This window comes from Gemmiger formicilis (genome assembly GCF_018784445.1).
GTDB lineage: Bacteria > Bacillota > Clostridia > Oscillospirales > Ruminococcaceae > Gemmiger.
The window spans coordinates 39,947-59,047 of sequence record NZ_WQOH01000017.1 but is presented as its reverse complement, the minus strand read 5'-3'; the positions used below and the strand labels follow the sequence as shown (position 1 = coordinate 59,047).

The window sequence follows — 19,101 nt, the reverse complement described above, 5'->3', positions numbered from 1 at the left end:
GCCCGCGGCTTTCCCGCAAGTACACAGGTAAGGCAAGGTTGCGGGCCGCATATGTGCGGCCCCTACAAACCGCCCTTGTTTACTCAATCAGCGCCACCGCGTGGGCGGCGATGCCGAGGCCCTCGCCGGTGAAGCCGAGGTGTTCCTCAGTGGTGGCCTTCACGCTGACGGCGTCCAACGGCAGGCCGAAGGCGTCGGCAATGTTCTGGCGCATGGCCGGGATGTGCGGGGCCAGCTTGGGGCGCTGGCACAAAATCGTGGCGTCGATGTTGCCGACTTTATAGCCGTGCTGGGCGATGATTTTTGCCACCTCGCGGGTCAGTGCCAGCGAGTCCGCGCCCTTGTAAGCGGGGTCGGTATCAGGGAAATGCTGGCCGATGTCCCCCAGCGCCGCCGCGCCCAGCACAGCGTCCATGACGGCGTGCAGCAGTACGTCAGCGTCCGAGTGGCCGAGCAGTCCCTTCTCGTAGGGTACTTCGACGCCGCCCAGAATCAGCTTGCGGTCCTCCACAAGGCGGTGAACATCATATCCGTGACCAATGCGCATGGTTTTCTCCTTTTGTAGGTCCTCTTTGGTGGTGATTTTGTAGTTGGCGTAGTCCCCCGCCGTCAGCGTGATCGGCAGGCCCGCCAGCTCAAACAGGCTGCAATCGTCGGTGACAAGGCTCGCTTTTTCGCCGGTGACGGCATCCAGCGCCTGCAAATACAGTGTGCGCTGAAAGCACTGGGGCGTCTGCACGGCGTAGAGCGCGGCGCGGTCGGGCGTCTCGACGACGCGGCCGGACTTGTCCGCAATTTTGATGGTGTCCTTGACCGGCACAGCGGGGGCCGCCGCGCCAGAAGCGGCGGCAGCGGTCAGCGCTGCGGTGATGACCTCGGCGCTGATAAAGGGGCGGGCGGCATCATGGATGGCGACCAGTTCCCCGGTGGCGGCGGCCAGGCCGTTGCGCACGCTGTCGGCGCGGGTGGCCCCGCCCTGCACAACGGCACAGGGCTTGGGGCAGGCGGCGGCGATTGCCTCGCAGGCGGCGCGGTTGCCGCCGCAGACCAGCACCAGCTGGGTGACAGCCGGGTGCGCAGCCAGGGTGGCGCAGCTTGTCTCCAACACGGTGCGGCCATCCGGCAGACGGAAGCTGAGTTTATCAAATCCCATTCGGCGGGACGCGCCCGCCGCCACGATGATGGCGGACACGGCGGGCAGGTTTTGGTTTTCCATGGGCGAAGTGCCCCCTTTATATAGGTATAATAAATATTATACAAGGTCATACAGAAAAAATCCACTAAAATCTGGATGATTTTTTGTGCGGAGTGAAAAAAGTATCGCATTCCCCATAGGGGCCGGGCATGCCCGGCCCTCCACCGTACGGCAAGCGCGACATTTCGAGAGAGCTAAGGCAATACCGCACAATTCCCGCCCCTACCTATGTGCCTGATTTTCTGTGGGCAATGTCACCACGGCCTTTGCCCCCTGCGGTGCGTTCTGCATAAACTGCACACTGCCGCCGTGGGCCTGGGCGATCTGCTCGACAACGTGCAGACCTAGGATGTGGGGCGTATTTGCCCCTGTTTCACCGGTCTGCAAGGCGTGCAGCACCGCTGCCGGGTAGCCCGCGCCATCGTCGGCCACTGTCAGTTCCAGCGCGTTTTCGCGCAGGGCCGCCGCCAGCGTGATATGCACGCCGGGGGCGTTGTGGCGTGCAGCGTTGTTCAAGAGATTTTCCACCGCGCGCCCCAGCAGGGCGGCATCGGCGTGCAGCACAGCCTTGTCAGCATCGGGCGACAGTTCCACCGCCATGTCGCAGCCCACCGCCAGCGGGCTTTCGCAGAACTCGGCGGCCAGGCGGCGCAGCAAGGGCCCGGCCTGCACAGGCTGGCGGCGCAGCGGCTGTGCGCCGTATTGCAGTTTGCTGGTCAGGTTCAAATCCTCGATGAGCGCCCGCAGCTTCTCACTCTGGGTGCGGATGTTCCCGGCCTTCTGCCGCACGGCGGCGGGCAGCGCGGCGTCCTGTTCCAGCTGTTCGGCCCAGCCCAGAATCAGCGCCAGCGGTGTGCGCACATCATGGCTGACCCCGGCGATCCAGTTCGTCCGCGCGTCGTCCCGCCGGGCAATGATTTCCTTGCGGCGGCGCAGCTGCTCACTGGCGCGGTTGACCGCGTCGGCCAGCTCGCCCGCATAGCCGGTGGTGGGTAGTTCCACCGTGCCGCCGTCGGCAATGGTGTCCAGCCCTGCCGCAATGGCCCGCAGCTGCCGCGCCCCCCGCCAGCTGAAAAAGACGCAGCACCCCACCACAGCGGCCAGCAGCACCCCCAGCGTAGGCAGCAGGCCCGCTGCCGCAGCGTACATCAGGGCGGCACTGCTGTAAATGTTGTACTTCCAGACCGAGCCGCGGGGCTGCGCCGCCACAAACAAACCGTAGTCCGGCGTCCAGCAGAACACCGGCCAATCGTCGAGATACCAGCGGGAGAAGGACGCGATTTCCGACGCTGTGTAGCGTTTATTTAAATTTTTCGGCAGGTCGTACTGCCAGATGACTGTGCCGTTCCCATCCAGCACCATGGCCCAGGCGTAGCCCTGCATCCACTGGGCAGGCGTTTGGGCGGGGTCAAATTGCAGGCCGTCGGCGGTGGGGGTCAGGGCCTCGGCCAGTGTGCCGATGCGGGCACGGTCGTCGGATGTTTCGCCGTAATGCAGGCCCAGATAGACCGTCAGCCCCAGCAGCAGGCTCACCACCAGCAACACCACCGCTGCCGTGGCCAGCACATAGCGGCGTATCATGCGTGTAAAGGTTTTCAACTTCACATCTCCCCTGCCAGTTTGTAGCCGATGCCCCGGGCGGTCACAAGCCACTGCGGGCGGCCGGGATCGGCCTCGATTTTCTCCCGCAAATGGCGGATGTGTACGTTCAGGCTGTTCTCATAGCCGTAGTAGTCCGCGCCCCAGACGGCCTCACACAGAGCGTCGTAGGTCACGATATGCCCGCGCTCATCGGCCAGCTTTTGCAGAATGGCCCGCTCGGTGGCGGTCAGCGCGGCAGTGCCCTCCGCGCGGTGAACAGCGGCGTCCTGCAGGTCCACCGTGACACTGCCCAGCGCTACTGTGCGGGGGCGGCACAGTTCGGCCCGGTAGGCGCGCTGCAAAATATGCTGGACGCGCAGGAGCAGTTCCTGCATCAGAAACGGTTTTGTCAGGTAGTCGTCCGCGCCGAGGCCTAAGCCGAACAGCCGATCGGCGTCGGCATCCCGGGCCGAGAGAAACAGCGCCGGCACATCGGATCCTGCGTGCAGGTCGCGGAACAGCCCGAAGCCGTCGCCGTCGGGCAGGTTGATGTCCAAAATCATCAATTCGGGGCGGCGGCGGGCAAAGGCGGTTTTGGCATCGGCACAGCTGGCGGCGGTGCGCACGGTTTTGTAGCCCGCCGTGTGGAGGTTATCCGCCACAAGGGCGAGCAGGTCGGGGTTATCATCGACAAGGAGAATATCAGCGTCGTAGATGGTGGTCATGGTTGCATCCCTTTACATTGGTGTTGAGAATGTAGGGGCCGCACATATGCGGCCCACGGCTTTTCCTGAAACGGTCATCTGCCATGCGGCTGCGGGCCGGGTATGCCCGGCCCCTACCTATCATACAACGATTCAATCAGCTCCACCATAACACGCCCCCAAATTTAAGTCAAAATTAAGCTGCCCTTACAGCTCCTTTAAGGTCGGCAGTGTATGCTGAAACCACCGAAACAAAAAGGAGCGTTGACAATGCAAACGGTAATTGAGACAAAATCCCTGTGCAAGCAGTACGGTACGCGGATGGCCGTTGACCATGTGGAGCTGCACGTGCCCCAGGGCTGCGTGTATGGGTTCATCGGGCCGAACGGTGCTGGCAAATCCACGACAATGAAGATGCTGCTGGGGCTGATCCACCCGACGTCCGGCAGCGTGCGGCTGCTGGGCCAGCCGCTGACCCGCGAAAGCCGCCTGGCTCTGCTGCGCCAGACCGGCAGCCTGATTGAAAACCCGGCTGGCTACCTGCACCTGACCGCGCAGGAAAACCTGGAAATCGTCGCCGACTTAAAGGGCGTGCCCCACAAAGACATTGGCCGCGTCCTGGATATCGTCCACCTGGCGCAGGACCGCAGCCGCAAGGTGGGGCAGTATTCGCTGGGCATGAAACAGCGGCTCGGTATCGCCATGGCACTGCTGGGCAGCCCGAAGCTGCTGATCTTGGACGAGCCGACGAACGGTCTGGACCCCGCGGGCATCCAGGAAATGCGGGCGCTCATCCAGGATATGCCCGCCGCTACCGGGGCAACGGTGCTGATCTCGAGCCACCTTTTGGGCGAGATGGAGCAGATGGTCGAGCAGGTGGGCATCATCGACCATGGCCATATGCTGTTTGAGGGGCCGCTGGCCGAATTGCAGCGTCACAGCCGGGGCAGCGTGACGCTGCGGCTGCTGGACCCCGCCAAGGCCGCGCCGATTTTGAGGGCGCACGGCATCGCGGCAGACGGCGGCTGCGTTACCCTGCCGCCGCTGCGGGATGACCTGCTGGCCGCGCTGGTGCAGCAGCTGGCCATGAACGGCGCGGGTGTGGTGGAACTGACGCCCCACACCAAGACGCTGGAAGAAATTTTCCTGAGCCTGACGGCCAACGAGGAGGCGGACTGATATGCTAAGCGCATTGCACGCGGAATTTCAAAAGGCGCACCGCCGCCACGATTTAGCGATTTGTCTGGTTGTGCCGGTGGTCGTGTTCCTCTGGACTGGGCGGCTTACTTCCAACGACCCGGAGGAATTGGCCAACGCGTACAGCGCCCTGCTGTACGCCCTGCCGGTGCTCAACGCGATTTTGATGCCAGTGGTCATGGCACTGCTGGCAAGCCGGTTGTGGGATATTGAGGTCAAGGGCAGCACGACAAAGCTCCTGTACACGCTGCAAAGCCGCCGCAGCCTGTTTGCGGCCAAGGCGGCGTTCGGCATCGGCGAGGTCGTTTTGATGGTCGCGCTGGAAATGGGCGCGGCGGTTTTGCTGGGGCGCACGCAGCACTACACCGAGGCGCTGCCGGTGGGGCAGCTGTTTTATCTGGGCGGCTGCACGCTGGCCGTGGATGTGATGCTGTATTTATCCGAGCTGCTGCTGATGCTGGCGTGGGAAAATCCGCTGCCTGCGCTCTGCGTCAGCATTGTAGGGGCGTTGGTAGGGCTGTTCTCGGCGTTTATGCCGCCCATCGTCAGCTATTTTGTGCCGTGGGGATATTTTGTCCCGCTGAGCAGTTACGAGGTCGCCGTCTGGGACCAGGAGACGCACACGGTCCTGTACGGCACACGGCCCTTCAACTGGGGGCTGCTGGCGTTCACCGCGGCGCTGGCGGCAGTGCTGTTTGCAGCGGTCTGGCGCATGATGCGCGACAAGGAGGTATAACGAATGCTGAAACGTTGTATTGTTGCGGAAAACCGCAAGCTGCACGCCTCGCCGATTTGGGCCATGTTTGTGGTGCTTCCGCTGATTTCTGCCGGGTATGGGACCTTCAATTATCTGCAAAATCTCGAGATTCTGACCGAGCAGTGGTACAGTTTATGGACACAGCACACGCTGTTTTATTCGATGCTGTTCTTCCCGGCGATGGTGTCGGCGTATGCTGCCTACCTGTGGCGGCTGGAACATATGGGGCACAACTGGAATTTGATTATGGCCGTGCCGGTGCGGCCGTTTGATTTGTTCCTGGCGAAGTTTTTGGTTGTTGTAAAGCTGATGTGCTTTACACAGGTGTTTGTGTATATTTTGTATCTGGTCTGCGGGCGGCTGTTTGCCGGGTTTACCGATTGGCCGCCTGTCTCCACGTTATTCTTTATGCTGCGCGGCGTTTTGGGCGGGCTGGCCGTGGCGGCGGCGCAGCTTGTGCTGGCAATGCTGATCCGCAGTTTTGCGGTGCCGATTTTCTTAGGGCTGGTCGGCGGCATTATGGGGATGCTGCTGGGCAGCAAAGGCTTTTCCCTGCTGTGGCCCTACTGCCTGATGCAGCAGGGCATGAACGCCAACCGCAGCGAGGATATGCTGGCCGGGAATGCCGTGCCGTTTTTGCTGGCGTGCGCGGGATGGCTGGCGGCGGTGTTTGTGATTGCGGGGGTCGTGTTGGAGAAGCGGGATGTGAAGGCGTAAAGTTTGCCGCCATGCAGGGGCCGCAAGTGGGCGTCTGCCTTACACGCGCGGGCCGGGCATGCCCGGCCCCTACAACTGTGCTTGCCATTTTATCTGCCCTGCTGTATAATGAAACCATCAACAAACAGGAGGGCACGCCATGACTGCCAATGCTGCCGATTTTGCCGGTACCGGATGCGGACGCCGCTATGAAAAAGAGTTGGAAACACATTTCCGCGATTGTATGCTGTTTTATCTGGATGGCCGCATCCGGTTTGAGCGCTACTGCTATGGCGAGGCCGCCTGCCTGGTGTTCAGCGTATGGGCGCACGGCTTTGACGCTGACGGTAAAATTTTGTGGGACCGCGAGCCGGAGTTTGAGAGCCAGCAGACCGCCATCCCCCGCTATCTGACCGACGTGCAGGAAAGTGGAAATGCTTTACAGTTTGATAATGCCCGCAAACGGTACGTGCTGACCGAGGAATTTGACGCGGACAAGGCGAATGGGTACAGCAAATTCAAGGTGTTCTGGCTGAAACGGAAGAAGAAATAAAAAGAGCCTTGCAGCGTGTTGATGCGTTGCAAGGCTCTTTTGTTGTAAAGACCGCGCGGGCGGCATATATGCCGCCTCTACAAGGCTTTTCCGGGCAGGCTTGTAGGGGCCGGGCATGCCCGGCCCCTACGGAGCAGTTAAGGAATCAGAACCGCTCCACACCGTCTGCGGTCACGCGGGCGTAAATCAGCGGCGGGACGGTCGGCTTTTCGGCACGGATGATGAGGCCGCCGCGGTACATTTCCTCGGCTGCGTCAAACAGGCTCTCGTCGTCAGCGTAGAACGTGCAGATGCTCTCCCCCGCTTTGACGTAATCGCCAAGCTTTTTGTGCATCGTGATACCGGCGGCAAAGTCGATGCTGTCCTCTTTCTTGATGCGGCCCGCGCCCAGCAGCACGCTGGCGTTGCCGATCTTCTCAACGTCATTCTTATAGATATAGCCGTCAGCCTGGGCGGTCAGCTCATAGCTGTACTTGGCTTTCCGGAACTTGTCGGCGTCTTTCAGCACGCTGATATCGCCGCCCTGGGCCGCAAACATCCGGCAGCATTTTTCAAAGGCCGTGCCGTCGGCAATGACGCTCTCGGCCAGTTTGCGGCAGGTGGGCATATCGCCCTTGCCCGCCAGCACCAGCATATTGCTGGCCAGCTGCAGGCAGACCTCGGTCAAATCGACCGGGCCTTTGCCCTGCAAAACGGCCATGCTCTCGGCCACTTCCAGCGAGTTGCCGATGTTGTAGCCGAGGGGCTTGTCCATATCGGTGATGAGCGCCGCAACCTTGCGGCCATGGGCCGTGCCGATGGCAACCATCTGGCGGGCCAGCTCCAGGGCACCGTCCAGATCCTTCATGAACGCGCCGTCGCCCATCGTGACGTCCAGCAAAATGGCGTCGGAACCGGCGGCCAGCTTTTTGGACATGATGGAGGAGGCAATCAGCGGAATGCAGCCGACTGTGGCGGTCACATCGCGCAGGGCGTACATTTTTTTGTCGGCCACAGCAATTTTGCCGCTCTGGCCGATAACCGAAATGCCAATCTCGTTGACCTGCTTGAAGAACTCCTCCTGGGTCAGGCTCGTGCGGGTGCCGGGCACAGACTCCATCTTATCGATCGTGCCGCCGGTGTGGCCGAGGCCACGGCCGCTCATCTTGGCAATCTTCACGCCGCAGGCTGCGACGATGGGCGCAATGACCAGCGTCGTCTTGTCGCCGACGCCGCCGGTGGAGTGCTTGTCTGCCTTGATGCCCGCGATGGCGGACAGATCGACCATATCGCCGGAGTGGGCCATGACGTCGGTCAGCATGGCGGTCTCCTCGTCAGTCATGCCGCGCAGGTAAATCGCCATGAGCAGCGCCGACATCTGGTAGTCGGGCACGTCCCCTGCCACATAGCCGTTGACGGCAAAGGCAAGCTCGTCATGGTTCAGCGTACCGCCGTCGCGTTTCTTGGCGATAACATCGTACATTCGCATAATTTTTCTCCTTTTAAAAAGCAGAGGCCACCCGGCAGTTCAACCGGGCGGCCCTGCGTACTGTTGTGATTAACGGCTGCCCTTGTCGTAAGGAATGCCCTCGGCCTTGGGGGCCTGGGAGTTCTTGGAGGTGAAGATCAGCACGATCATCGTGACGATATACGGCAGCATCTGGTAGAAGTTGGAAATTTCCTTGACACCCTCAAACTTCGGCAGGAAACTCAGGGTGGAGTTCAGCGCGGCAATGACCTTGAACAGCGCGAAGAACAGCGACGCGCCCAGGATCGGCAGCGGTTTCCAGTTGCCGAAAATCATAACGGCCAACGCCAGGAAGCCGTAGCCGCCGACGTCGGAGTTGAAGCCGGAACCGGCTGCCACCGTGTAGGCCAGGCCGCCGATGCCGCCCAGGAGGCCGGAAATCAGCACACCTGCATAGCGCATCTTGTAAACGTTAATGCCGACGGAATCCGCCGCCTGGGGATGCTCGCCGCAGGCGCGCAGACGCAGGCCAAAGCGAGTCTTGTACAGCACGATGTAGGCTGCAATGAACAGGACGATGGCGACCGGAGTCGTCAGGTAGAAATACTTGAAGATCAGGTTGTTCCAGAAGCTGGGGCCGTCCACCGGGGCAAGGCCGAAGGTCTCGCGGGTGATGCGCACCCAGTTGGGAATGAAGATGGTGGTCAGGCCCTGGCCCTGAATGGCCCAGGTCATGACGACCGCGAATGCGGGGGCAAACTGGTTCAGCGCTGTGCCGCCGATGGTCTGGTCAGCCTTCAGGTTGATAGCCGCGAACGCCAAGAACAGCGAGAAGATCATGCCGGTAATGCCCGCCACCAGAATGGCAATGAACATCGACAGCTGCGGGTGCGCGGGGCCGAAACCGCTCTGGTCCAGGCCTTGCAGCGTAAAGCAGGCAAACAGTGCGCCAATGATCATCATACCTTCCAGCGCGATGTTGATAACGCCGGAGTGTTCACTGAACATACCGCCCATAGCGACGAGCAGCAGCGGCACTGCGAACAGGATTGTCATACTGATAATGTTAGCAGCGATCATCATTTCGCAGCACCTCCCTTTTCTTTACGGCCGGAGACCGCCTTGGCAATGACGCCGCGCATCAGCAGGGCGAAAGCCGCCAGGTAGATGATAACGGCAATGACGATATCGATCGTTTCGGAGGAGTATGCAGGCTGCATGGCGGCACCGCCGACCTGAATGTAGCTGATGAACAGCGCGGCAAAAATCGTGCCGATGGGGTTGGAGCTGGCCAGCAGGGCGACCGGGATGCCGTTGAAGCCCATGCCGAGGATGGACTTTTCCAGCACGTACTGGCCGGTACCGGCCAGGTAGTAGATGGCGCCGCCAATGCCGGACAGCGCACCGGAAATGACCATGGAAAGCACGATGTTACGCTTGGAATTGATGCCTGCATACTGGGCGGCATCACGGCTGAGGCCGCAGGCTTTCAACTCATAGCCGAAGGTCGTCTTTTGCAGGATGACCCAGACGAGGATGGCAAAAAGAATCGTGATAATGATGGAAATGTTGATCCAGCTGGAATTGCCGAACAGCGCGGCAAACGGCCCCTTGGGCAGGATAGACCCTGGGTTGGCAGCGCTCAGCGCGGCGGTACGGTCCGAGTTGGACGCGCCCCAGCCGGAAGCCAGCATATTGGGCATATTCGCCAGCAGCAAGTTCACCAGATACATACCGATCCAGTTGAACATGATGGCGGTGATGACCTCATTGACGTTGAAATACGCCTTGAACAGGCCCGGGAAAACGCCCCAGATGGCACCGCCCACAGCGCCCGCCAGCAGGCAGACGTACCACGGCATCTGGAACTGAATGGCGCACAGCAGCGAGAAAAATGCACCCATGGTGTACTGACCGGAAGCGCCGATGTTGAACAGGCCAGTCTTGAAGGCAAAGCCGACGGACAGGCCGCACATCATCAACGGCGCTGCCTGATACAGCACCTTGCCCAGCTTGTCCATGCTGGAAAAACCAGTGGTCAGCATGGCTTTCATGCCGCCCAGGGATGCCGAGGGATTCAGCAAGACCAGAAGCACAAAGCCCAGCACCAGACCGATGACGATGGACAAAAGGCTTGCCAGTACGCCTACGACGGCGGGACGCTGCAAAAGCGGCTGTTTATTTTGTTTGCTCATGCTTTCGCCTCCCCTTGCTTTTTGGCGCCTGCCATGTACAGGCCCAATTCTTCCACGGTGGTCTTGCGTGGGTCAAACTCGCCCACGATCTCGCCTTCATAAATGACCAGGATGCGGTCAGACAGGTTCATGACCTCGTCCAGTTCAAGGCTGACGAGCAGGACCGCGCGGCCCTTGTCGCGCTCGGCCACGATCTGCTTGTGGATATACTCAATCGCGCCGACGTCCAGGCCGCGGGTGGGCTGGACTGCGACCAGCAGCTCCGGCTCCTTATCGACCTCGCGGGCGATGATGGCCTTCTGCTGGTTGCCGCCAGACATACTGCGGGCGATGGTGGCAGGGCCTTGGCCGCTGCGCACGTCATACTGCTTGATAAGGCGCTCGGCGTATTCCTGCACGGCGGCCTTTTTGATGAAGCCGTGGTTCTGGAACTCGGGCTGCCAATAGCGCTGCAAAACCATATTGTCCGCCAACGTGTAATCCAGCACCAGACCGTGCTTGTGGCGGTCCTCCGGGATATGGCTCATACCCGCCTTGCTGCGCTCGCGGATAGGGGCGTTGGTGATGTCCTTGCCTTCCAGCTTGATGGTACCGGCGGTGGGCTTTTCCAGACCGGTAATGCCGTAGATCAGTTCACTCTGGCCGTTGCCGTCGATACCGGCGACGCAGACGATCTCGCCCGCGCGGACATTGAAGCTGACGCCGCGCACGGCGTTGTTCTTGTGTACCTTGCTGGGCACAACGAGGTTTTCCACTTCCAGAATCGGCTTGCCCGGCTCGCAGGGCTTTTTCTCGACGGCAAACTGCACGTCGCGGCCAACCATCATCTTGGACAGTTCCTCTTTGGTGGTATCCTTGATATCCACCGTACCGATGTACTTGCCCTTGCGCAGGACCGTGCAGCGGTCGGAAACGGCCATGATCTCGTTGAGCTTATGGGTGATGAACAGGATGCTCTTGCCCTCGGCCTTGAAGCCGCGCATGATATCCATGAGCTCGTCAATCTCCTGCGGGGTAAGAACCGCCGTAGGTTCGTCGAAAATTAGGATTTCATTGTCGCGGTACAGCATCTTCAGGATCTCGACACGCTGCTGCATACCGACGGAAATGTCGCTGACCAGCGCGTCCGGGTCGACCTTCAGGCCGTACTTTTCGCTCAGGGCCATGACCTTTTTGCGGGCCTCGTCCTTCTGCAAAAAGCCGTGCTTCGTATCCTCGACGCCGAGGATGATGTTATCGAGCACCGTGAAGCACTCGACCAGTTTGAAGTGCTGATGCACCATGCCTATGCCCAGTGCGTTGGCATCGTTCGGGTTGTTGATCTTGACTTCTTTTCCGTTTTTCTTGATCGTACCCTGCTCCGGCTGGTACAGACCAAAGAGCACGCTCATCAAGGTAGATTTACCGGCACCGTTCTCGCCCAGCAGGGCATGGATCTCGCCCTTGCGCAGCTGCAGGGTGATATCGTCGTTGGCTTTGATACCGGGGAATTCCTTGGTGATGTGCAGCATTTCGATGACATAATTATCTGCCAATCGTTGCACGCCCCTTTCAATGTGTACGGGCTTGTACACAAATTCTTACTCTATATTATACAGAAAAACTCCGCTGTGCACAAGAGAATCTGCGCAAAAAGTCGTCAGAATTTGTAGAAAACCAACAAAAACCACCCTGCGCGGGGTGCGCAGGGTGGTCAAAAGTCACGCCTTTACAGCATCTGCCGTATCAGATCAGCTCTGGTAGTCCACGGTGATGGTGGTGACAGCGGGCTTGACATCAGCATCGAAGCTGTCGTCGATGGCCAGAGAGCCGTCCACGATAGCAGCGTACATGGTGTCGTACTGCTCCTGGGTGAAGCTGGTGAACTTGCTGGTCGCCATGGGCAGACCAACACAGTTCTCAGCAGCGCCGAGCTTGGTCTCCTTGCCGGAGTAGGTCTCACTGAACTTCCAGCCGTTGTTCAGGGCATCGGTCAGGGCCTCGTTGACAGATTCGGCCAGACCCTTCATGGCGGAGGTGATAACGGTGTCGAACTGACCGGACTGGTCAACGTCAACGCCGATCATCTTGCCGCCGTTGGCCTGAGCAGCAGCGTCGCAGCTCTGGCAGACAGGGCCGCCGCAGGCAAAGACGACTTCGGTACCCTCAGAGTACCAGCCATCCATCTTGTTCTTGACTTCATCGGTAGCAGCGAAGCCGCCGGAGTACCAGTACTTAATGTTGACATCCGCAGCACCGATCTCCTTGGCAGCAGCGTCAGCGCCCTGCACGAAGCCGTAGCCGTAACGGATAACAGCGGGAACGGCCATGCCGCCCAGGAAGCCCAGCTCCTTGTAGCCGTCGTAAACAGCGGCGTAGCCGGCCAGGTAACCAGCCTGCTCTTCCTTATAGGTGATCAGAGCGGTGTTGGCCGTGGGGGTCTTGTCGCCCAGGTCGGCGGTGGAAACGTCCAGGGCCAGGAACTGCACATCGGGGTACTTCTCCTGAGCCTCGGCAATGGCGGAACCGAACAGGTAGCCAGCCACGACGATGGACTTAGCGCCGTCGTTGACAGCGTTGTCCATCTGCTCCAGACGGGCAGCGTCAGAGTCCTCAGTGGGACGATAGTAGTTGGCGCTCAGGTTGTTTGCAGAGCAGAAGTCCTGCACGCCCTGCCAGGTGTACTGGTTGAAGGACTGGTCATCGATGTTGCCAACGTCGGTAACGAAGGCGACATCGGTCTTGCTGCCGGAAGTGCTGGCGGCAGAAGCGGCCTCAGAGGTAGCCTCCGTCGTGGTGCTCGTGGCGGTGCTGGCGGAAGAACCGCCGCAGGCAGCCAGAGAGAGCGCCATGCTGGCAGCCATTACAAAAGCAAGAAACTTTTTCATGGTTTTGATCTCCTTAGGTTGTTTTTCAGTTGCGCAGCGGGGCGAGTTCCCCGCCGCAGTACCTTCAGTATACCGCATCTGCGGCGGCAATTCAATGAAAAAAGATGACAAAAAGAATTACAAAAGCATAACAAAGGGTTTACATGGTCCGATTCACCGTCACATTGGGGGTGTCGGGCAGGGTGTCCAGGTCGGCGTAGGCATCCACTTTGCGCACGCTGGTACGCAGATCCTCGTACAGTTTTCGGTAATCGTCCTGGGTGAAGGTGTCAAACCGCCAAGGCGCACCCGCTTCCAGCGCGACCGCGCCGGTGGTGTAGCCGACCTTCTCGGTCTGGCCCGCGCTCTGGGTGTCCCAGCTGCCATTCGTGAAGAAGCTGTACAGCTCCCGCTGAACGGCGGCGTTATAGCACTTGACCGCGCTTGCCAGCACGCGGCCGCTCAGGGCGGTGTTGTCCACATCGGTGGTGACAGCCTTACCGCCGGTCTGGTTGACTGCGGAGACCGCACCCTCGTACAGGTTGCCGCCGCTGACCACAATGAGCGCTGTACCGTTATTGTACCAGTCCACCATACGCTGGGTGATGGCATCGCTGTTCTCGTCGGTGTCAGTGAACCAGGTCTGTAAGGTCACGTCCTCGCCCTGTAATTCTGCGGCGGCCTCTGCCCCCTGCAAAAAGCCGGTGGCGTACCGCACAATGCCGGGCACCTCCCGCGTGCCAATGAAGCCGAGGGCGGTGTACCCTTCGGTCACGACGGCGTAGCCCGCCAGATACCCGGCCTGTTCTTCCTGGAAGAGGACGCAGTGGACGAGTTCGGCAGTCTTGTAGGCGCTGTAATCGGCGTTGTGGGGTTCATCGTCGAACAGCAGGTAGTGTACATCGGGGTAGTTGTCCTGGATGCGGTAGAGTGCTTCGCCCGCAGCCTCGCCCTGGCAGACGACAAGCCTTGCGCCGCTCTCGGCGGCGGCACGCAGGGCAGTCTCGGCATCATCGGCCGTATTCCCCGCGGCGGCATAGGTATCGGCGGTGTAGCCGTACGTGTTGGCGAAGGTCTGCACGCCCTGCCACAGCATGGCGTCTGCCCCGTTCTCTGTGCCGGAGGGGCCTGTCACCAGTGCAATGGTCTGTCCGCCTGCCGGGATCAGCGTCGGGTCATCGGGTTGGTAGACGAACGTTGCGTCGTTGGTGGGGGCGGTCACGGTATTCTGTTCCTGCGCCGGGTCGGCGGCGTCAGCCGCCTTGCAGGCGGTCAGCCCTGCCAGCAGTACCAGCGTCAGGAACAGTGCTAAGAATTTCTTCATGGGTTAAGGGAACTCCTTTGGTTTTCTGAAAAGCCGCCCCTCAAAGGGGAGCCAAAGAATTTTCACTCCAGATTCGCCGGGCCGAAGCCGTAGGGCAGCAGGTCGCCGAGGGTGGTCACGATGTAATCGTTCTCGTCTTTCGCCATAATGACGGTCAGTTTCGGCCCGCCGAACTCATAGAGCGCCTGGCGGCAGACACCGCAGGGGCCAGTGACGAGGGTGTTCTTCTCCCCCACTTTGCTGCCCACAATGGCGATAGCGTCAAACTCGCGCACCCCTTCGCTGACTGCCTTGAACAGGGCCGTGCGCTCGGCGCAGTTCGTGGGGGTGTAACCTGCGTTCTCGATGTTGCAGCCCTTGAACACGCGGCCATCCCTGGCCCGCAGCGCCGCGCCCACATGGAAGCGGGAGTACGGCACATAGGCAAACTTCTGGCCCTCAAAGGCTTCGCGGATCAGGGCCTGGATCTCAGCTTTTTCCATCTTACTTCTCCAAAAAGGCGTCCACGCCCAGCGCGACCTTCATCATGGCGGTAAAGCTGGTTTGGCGCTGTTCGGCGGTGGTGATCTCCGGCGAGACAAAGCTGTCGGAGATGGTCAGCAGGCAGGCGGCGCGCTTGCCCAGCACCTTCGCGTTGTGGAACAGCGCGAAGCTTTCCATCTCAACGGCCAGGCAGCCCTTTTCGTCGCGCAGTTTTTCCCAGTAGGTGGGCTTGGCGTCGCTGGGCTGGCGGTAGAACACGTCGGAAGAATGGATGTTGCCCTCGATGAGAGGGATGTTCGCAGCCTTGGCGCTGGCACGCAGGGCGTCGTTCAGCTCGGCGCTGGGGGTCTGGATATCGTCGGTGTCGCCGCTCTGGGTCACGGCGTAGTTGCTCTCGGAGTAAGCACCGGTAGCCAGCACAACGTCAAACAGCTTGGCCTTGTCGGTGTAAGAGCCTGCGGAACCGATGCGGATGATGTTCTCAACGCCGTACTGGCTGAACAGCTCATAAGAATAAATACCGATGGACGGCATACCCATACCGCTGCCCATCACGCTGATGGGGCGGCCCTGGTAGGTGCCGGTATAGCCGAGCATACCGCGCACATCGGTGACGACGCGCGGGTTTTCGAGGAAAGTCTCGGCAATGAATTTAGCGCGCAGCGGGTCGCCGGGCATCAGCACGGTCTTGGCAAAATCGCCCTTTTCGGCGCGGTTATGAGGGGTAGACATAAGAGCACACTCCTTTATTTTAGGTTATTTGTAGGTATAGTATACCACACTTTCGCAGTTTGTGGTAAAATTAAATGAAAGATTTTTGTGAAAGAGGGATTCTTATGCAGCTGCCGCACCATTGCACCCTTTGCCCCCGGGCCTGCGGGGCCGACCGCGCCGCCGGGCAGCGGGGCCTTTGCGGGGCCGACGATACCCTGCGGGTAGCCCGCGCCGCCCTGCACCACTGGGAAGAGCCGTGTTTAAGCGGCGACCCCAGCGCCGAAACCGGCAGCGGCACGGTGTTTTTCAGCGGGTGTACGCTGCGGTGCTGCTACTGCCAGAACTACCCCATCAGCCAGGGTGAGGTTGGCAAAGCGATTTCCGTAGAGCGGCTGGCCGAGATTTTTATGAATCTGCAAAACAGCGGGGCGAAAAATCTGAACCTCGTCACGGCATCGCAATACCTGCCCTGGGTCACAGCGGCGCTGGATCAGGCAAGGACCGCCGGATTCTGCCTGCCAGTCGTTTACAACACCGGCGGGTATGAAACGGTGGAGGCCGTCAAGGCGCTGGCCGGGTATGTGGATATCTGGCTGGCGGACTACAAGTATGCGGACGGTGCGCTGGCTGCCGAGCTTTCCGCCGCGCAGAACTACCCTGCCGTGGCCGACGCCGCCCTTCGCCAGATGCTTTTGCAGACCGGTGCGCCGGTGTACGATGCGGACGGCTATTTACAGAAGGGTGTCATTGTGCGGCATCTGGCGCTGCCCGGCCATGCGGCGGACAGCAAGGCCGTTTTGCAGCGGCTGGCCGCACTGCGGGCGGAAACGGGCGTCGCATTTATCCCGAGTTTGATGAGCCAGTTTACCCCTTTTTATAAGGCGGCCGAGCACGGTTTAGGGCGGCGCATCACGACCTATGAGTACCGGCAGGTCATTGACGAGGCCGTGCGCCTGGGCCTGACCGACGGCTATATGCAGGAAAAAAGCAGCGCCCGCGAGGAATACACGCCGCCGTTTGATTTGGAAGGAGTGTAAAGATGCTGCTTTCGATTCTCTATCTTGCTTTATTCATATATGTTGGCCTGCTCTTGGCCCGCCGGGCGGTGCCGGATGGGAGCGCTGCCGTTATTCTGCCGCTGGGCTGCGGGTTTGGCGTGTCGCTGCTGGCGGTGCTGCCTGCGGTGCTTGCGCTGGCGCTGGGCTTCACGCTGCCCGCCGTTCTGCTGGCGGCTGCAGCCGCAGGCGTTCTGGGCGGCGTGCTGCTGCACCGGGGTGTGCGGCTGCGCGGCATGGCAAAAGACGCCGATTGCGGCGCACTGTGGGCCTGCATCCTGCCGGTCGCGCTCATCACGCTGTACCTGCTGCACACCCATGTGCTGCACATGGTAAACGGCGCGTACCACACCGGGCAGAGTTGCTACGGCGATATGCCAATGCACCTGGGGTTCATTAAATATATCGCGCAGAGTGGTGAATTTTTACCGTGCTATCCCCTATTGGGCGGCGAGCACCGGTTCGGGTATCCGTTCTTGTGCGAGACTGTCTCCAGCGTATTTTTGGTGCTGGGGGCGGACCTGCGCACGGCATATCTTCTGCCGATGCTGCCCGCATTTTTGTCGGTGTACGGTATGTTCTGGCAGCTAGCCCACCGGATGACGGACAGCGCCGCCAAGGCGAGCCTTGCGTTTTACCTGTTCTTTATGGGCAGCGGGTTCGGCTTTGTGTATTTTCTCGGCAGTGCTGAAAAGTTTGCGGGCATCTTCACCGGGTTCTACACCACACCGACGAATTTTGTGGAGCAAAACATCGAGTGGGTCAACCCCATCGTCGATCTGCTCATCCCCCAGCGGGCAACGCTGTTCGGCTGGTGCGTGCTCTTTCCCGCCGTGTACCTGCTGTGGCGGTTCTGCTATGAGGGCAAGCGCCGCCTTTGGCCGTGGCTGGCCCTGCTGGCGCTGCCCCTGCCGCTTTTGCATACCCACAGTGCGCTGGCGCTAGTGTTTTTGTGCCTTGTGGGCGGCGTATACACTCTGGCGCAGGGCGCACGGCGGGAGACGCTTTTGCCATGGCTGGGGCTGGCGGCGGTGTGCGGCGCAGCGTGGCTGGCGCAGATGCTGCCCACCGTGCTGGCCCAAAGCCTGGACGGTCAGCACATGCTGCGGCTGCACTTTAACTGGATCAACGGCCAGGACGACGGCACGCTGAAGGACAATTATTTCTGGTTTTACATCAAAAATATCGGGCTTGTGTATCTGCTGCTGGTTCCGGCGTTTATCCACGCCAAGCCCAAACAGCGGTGGCTCTACGGCGGCGGGCTGGCAATTTTGGCGCTGGCGGAGTTTGTTGTGTTCCAGCCCAACAATTACGACAATAACAAACTGCTTTACGTCTGGCATATGCTGGGGTGCATTTTAGCGGCGCAGCTGTTGGTCGATTTGTTTGCCAAGGTTCGTGCCCTGCCCTGGCGGGCGTTGGGGCTGGCGGCGTGCTGTTTTGCAGCCATGTTCGGCAGTGTGCTGACCGTCGGGCGGGAGATTTTCAGCGACTACCAGCATTGGAGCGCGAATGACATTGCACTGGCCGACTATATTGATGCGAACGCCGAGAGCGACGCGCTGTTTTTGACAAGCGACAGCCATGTCACGCCGGTATTTGCGCTGGCCGGGCGGCGGATACTCTGCGGGTCGGGCAGTTATGTCTATTACCACGGCATGGATTACGCCGACGAGTACAGCGCCATGGCAGCGCTGTACGAGCATCCCAACGAGGGCACACTGGCGGCGTGGGATGTGGGGTATGTGCTGTTTGATTCCTCCGTCTACGGCAAATTTGCCGATGCAGACGAGAGTTGGTACGCCGCGCAGTATCCCATCTGGTACGAAAATGACGGATGCCGCGTGTATAAAATTGTATAAACAAGATCCGCGCCGGATGTTTTCCTGCGCAGGCCTTGCCTATTCCCCAAAAATTTCTTTCTGCATTTTCTTTGTCAGCTTGGCAAAAATCAGTGCATACCCGCTTTTGCACAGGCGCATGACCTCTTCCTGCGGCACGGCCCCATCCAGCCGCACGCTGATCCAGTGCCGCTTGTTCATGTAATACCCAGGCAGGATATCCGGGTACTGTCGCTGCAGGAAGTTTCCCTCCTCCGGTGCGACTTTCACCGTCAGCATCGGATGGTTTTGGTATTCCGGGGCACAGTCGCCTGCCGTAGTCAGCAGTGCGGCGAACATTTTGCCGCCCACCATATAGCGATCCCAGCCCCACTCGGGTTTATAATCCCGCACTGCGCCGGGATTTGCCAGCAGCAGGGTATCCAATTCCAGGTAACGCTCAAATGTCATAGGGTTTCCCTCCTTTGTAAAAACAGTATAGCATACTCCGCCCCTCTTTCACATAGGATTTGA

18 protein-coding genes are annotated in these 19,101 nt (G+C 60.1%); 6 read left to right on the top strand and 12 right to left on the bottom strand.

Annotated elements, in window-relative coordinates:
- Positions 1-79 precede the first annotated feature (79 nt).
- The 3 genes from ispF to GPK89_RS07440 form a co-directional block, all read right to left on the bottom strand.
- Complete coding sequence (gene ispF / locus GPK89_RS07450) at positions 80-1,216, bottom strand: 2-C-methyl-D-erythritol 2,4-cyclodiphosphate synthase (RefSeq protein ID WP_215692254.1); 1,137 nt, start codon at positions 1,214-1,216, stop codon at positions 80-82.
- 201 nt (positions 1,217-1,417) lie between these two features.
- Positions 1,418-2,794, bottom strand: coding sequence for a sensor histidine kinase (locus tag GPK89_RS07445; protein WP_215692253.1), 1,377 nt, complete (start codon positions 2,792-2,794; stop codon positions 1,418-1,420).
- 2 nt (positions 2,795-2,796) lie between these two features.
- Positions 2,797-3,501, bottom strand: a complete 705-nt coding sequence (locus tag GPK89_RS07440; protein ID WP_215692252.1) for a response regulator transcription factor — start codon at positions 3,499-3,501, stop codon at positions 2,797-2,799.
- Between the two features lie 249 nt (positions 3,502-3,750).
- On the opposite strand from GPK89_RS07440, the gene GPK89_RS07435 reads away from it, so the two are divergent.
- From GPK89_RS07435 to GPK89_RS07420, 4 genes are all read left to right on the top strand, one after another.
- A complete protein-coding gene (locus GPK89_RS07435; protein ID WP_215692251.1) occupies positions 3,751-4,659 on the top strand; it encodes an ABC transporter ATP-binding protein in 909 nt (302 codons plus the stop codon).
- Position 4,660: 1 nt separating this feature from the next.
- Positions 4,661-5,413: an ABC transporter permease gene (locus tag GPK89_RS07430; RefSeq protein WP_215692250.1), complete on the top strand. Its 753-nt coding sequence runs from the start codon at positions 4,661-4,663 to the stop codon at positions 5,411-5,413.
- 3 nt (positions 5,414-5,416) lie between these two features.
- On the top strand, positions 5,417-6,151 hold the full coding sequence (locus GPK89_RS07425) for an ABC transporter permease (RefSeq protein WP_215692249.1): 735 nt from the start codon (positions 5,417-5,419) through the stop codon (positions 6,149-6,151).
- Between the two features lie 139 nt (positions 6,152-6,290).
- Complete coding sequence (locus GPK89_RS07420; RefSeq protein ID WP_215692248.1) at positions 6,291-6,683, top strand: hypothetical protein; 393 nt, start codon at positions 6,291-6,293, stop codon at positions 6,681-6,683.
- Positions 6,684-6,828: 145 nt separating this feature from the next.
- Here GPK89_RS07420 and GPK89_RS07415 read toward each other — a convergent pair whose 3' ends face one another.
- From GPK89_RS07415 to deoD, 8 genes are all read right to left on the bottom strand, one after another.
- The gene (locus GPK89_RS07415) at positions 6,829-8,151 is read right to left on the bottom strand and encodes a pyrimidine-nucleoside phosphorylase (RefSeq protein ID WP_215692247.1); all 1,323 of its coding nucleotides are present in this window, start codon (positions 8,149-8,151) and stop codon (positions 6,829-6,831) included.
- Between the two features lie 69 nt (positions 8,152-8,220).
- On the bottom strand, positions 8,221-9,213 hold the full coding sequence (locus GPK89_RS07410) for an ABC transporter permease (protein WP_215692246.1): 993 nt from the start codon (positions 9,211-9,213) through the stop codon (positions 8,221-8,223).
- The gene (locus tag GPK89_RS07405; RefSeq protein ID WP_215692245.1) at positions 9,210-10,325 is read right to left on the bottom strand and encodes an ABC transporter permease; all 1,116 of its coding nucleotides are present in this window, start codon (positions 10,323-10,325) and stop codon (positions 9,210-9,212) included. Before GPK89_RS07405 ends, GPK89_RS07410 begins: the two co-directional genes overlap by 4 nt.
- On the bottom strand, positions 10,322-11,836 hold the full coding sequence (locus GPK89_RS07400) for an ABC transporter ATP-binding protein (protein WP_215692316.1): 1,515 nt from the start codon (positions 11,834-11,836) through the stop codon (positions 10,322-10,324). The genes GPK89_RS07405 and GPK89_RS07400 overlap by 4 nt, the downstream gene beginning before the upstream one ends.
- Before the next feature lie 219 nt (positions 11,837-12,055).
- Positions 12,056-13,192 carry a BMP family lipoprotein gene (locus GPK89_RS07395; RefSeq protein ID WP_215692244.1) on the bottom strand — a complete coding sequence of 379 codons (1,137 nt, stop codon included), beginning with the start codon at positions 13,190-13,192 and terminating at the stop codon, positions 12,056-12,058.
- Positions 13,193-13,331: 139 nt separating this feature from the next.
- Positions 13,332-14,495 carry a BMP family ABC transporter substrate-binding protein gene (locus GPK89_RS07390; protein WP_215692243.1) on the bottom strand — a complete coding sequence of 388 codons (1,164 nt, stop codon included), beginning with the start codon at positions 14,493-14,495 and terminating at the stop codon, positions 13,332-13,334.
- 62 nt (positions 14,496-14,557) lie between these two features.
- A complete protein-coding gene (locus GPK89_RS07385) occupies positions 14,558-14,977 on the bottom strand; it encodes a cytidine deaminase (protein WP_215692242.1) in 420 nt (139 codons plus the stop codon).
- A 1-nt stretch (position 14,978) separates the two neighbouring features.
- A complete protein-coding gene (gene deoD / locus GPK89_RS07380) occupies positions 14,979-15,710 on the bottom strand; it encodes a purine-nucleoside phosphorylase (protein ID WP_215692241.1) in 732 nt (243 codons plus the stop codon).
- 104 nt (positions 15,711-15,814) lie between these two features.
- Between deoD and GPK89_RS07375 the strand changes: the two genes are divergently transcribed.
- A complete protein-coding gene (locus GPK89_RS07375) occupies positions 15,815-16,729 on the top strand; it encodes a 4Fe-4S cluster-binding domain-containing protein (RefSeq protein WP_215692240.1) in 915 nt (304 codons plus the stop codon).
- A 2-nt stretch (positions 16,730-16,731) separates the two neighbouring features.
- On the top strand, positions 16,732-18,609 hold the full coding sequence (locus GPK89_RS07370) for a hypothetical protein (RefSeq protein ID WP_215692239.1): 1,878 nt from the start codon (positions 16,732-16,734) through the stop codon (positions 18,607-18,609).
- A gap of 39 nt (positions 18,610-18,648) precedes the next feature.
- Here GPK89_RS07370 and GPK89_RS07365 read toward each other — a convergent pair whose 3' ends face one another.
- Positions 18,649-19,038, bottom strand: coding sequence for an MmcQ/YjbR family DNA-binding protein (locus GPK89_RS07365; RefSeq protein ID WP_215692238.1), 390 nt, complete (start codon positions 19,036-19,038; stop codon positions 18,649-18,651).
- Between the last annotated feature and the right edge of the window lie 63 nt (positions 19,039-19,101).

Excerpts from the sequence above, each read along its gene's own strand:
- ispF (WP_215692254.1), bottom strand. The coding sequence starts at position 1,216 with ATGGAAAACCAAAACCTGCCCGCCGTGTCCGCCATCATCGTGGCGGCG.
- GPK89_RS07440 (WP_215692252.1), bottom strand. The coding sequence starts at position 3,501 with ATGACCACCATCTACGACGCTGATATTCTCCTTGTCGATGATAACCCC.
- GPK89_RS07435 (WP_215692251.1), top strand. The coding sequence starts at position 3,751 with ATGCAAACGGTAATTGAGACAAAATCCCTGTGCAAGCAGTACGGTACG.
- GPK89_RS07430 (WP_215692250.1), top strand. The coding sequence starts at position 4,661 with ATGCTAAGCGCATTGCACGCGGAATTTCAAAAGGCGCACCGCCGCCAC.
- GPK89_RS07425 (WP_215692249.1), top strand. The coding sequence starts at position 5,417 with ATGCTGAAACGTTGTATTGTTGCGGAAAACCGCAAGCTGCACGCCTCG.
- GPK89_RS07420 (WP_215692248.1), top strand. The coding sequence starts at position 6,291 with ATGACTGCCAATGCTGCCGATTTTGCCGGTACCGGATGCGGACGCCGC.
- GPK89_RS07415 (WP_215692247.1), bottom strand. The coding sequence starts at position 8,151 with ATGCGAATGTACGATGTTATCGCCAAGAAACGCGACGGCGGTACGCTG.
- GPK89_RS07410 (WP_215692246.1), bottom strand. The coding sequence starts at position 9,213 with ATGATGATCGCTGCTAACATTATCAGTATGACAATCCTGTTCGCAGTG.
- GPK89_RS07405 (WP_215692245.1), bottom strand. The coding sequence starts at position 10,325 with ATGAGCAAACAAAATAAACAGCCGCTTTTGCAGCGTCCCGCCGTCGTA.
- GPK89_RS07400 (WP_215692316.1), bottom strand. The coding sequence starts at position 11,836 with ATGCTGCACATCACCAAGGAATTCCCCGGTATCAAAGCCAACGACGAT.
- GPK89_RS07395 (WP_215692244.1), bottom strand. The coding sequence starts at position 13,192 with ATGAAAAAGTTTCTTGCTTTTGTAATGGCTGCCAGCATGGCGCTCTCT.
- GPK89_RS07390 (WP_215692243.1), bottom strand. The coding sequence starts at position 14,495 with ATGAAGAAATTCTTAGCACTGTTCCTGACGCTGGTACTGCTGGCAGGG.
- GPK89_RS07385 (WP_215692242.1), bottom strand. The coding sequence starts at position 14,977 with ATGGAAAAAGCTGAGATCCAGGCCCTGATCCGCGAAGCCTTTGAGGGC.
- deoD (WP_215692241.1), bottom strand. The coding sequence starts at position 15,710 with ATGTCTACCCCTCATAACCGCGCCGAAAAGGGCGATTTTGCCAAGACC.
- GPK89_RS07375 (WP_215692240.1), top strand. The coding sequence starts at position 15,815 with ATGCAGCTGCCGCACCATTGCACCCTTTGCCCCCGGGCCTGCGGGGCC.
- GPK89_RS07370 (WP_215692239.1), top strand. The coding sequence starts at position 16,732 with ATGCTGCTTTCGATTCTCTATCTTGCTTTATTCATATATGTTGGCCTG.
- GPK89_RS07365 (WP_215692238.1), bottom strand. The coding sequence starts at position 19,038 with ATGACATTTGAGCGTTACCTGGAATTGGATACCCTGCTGCTGGCAAAT.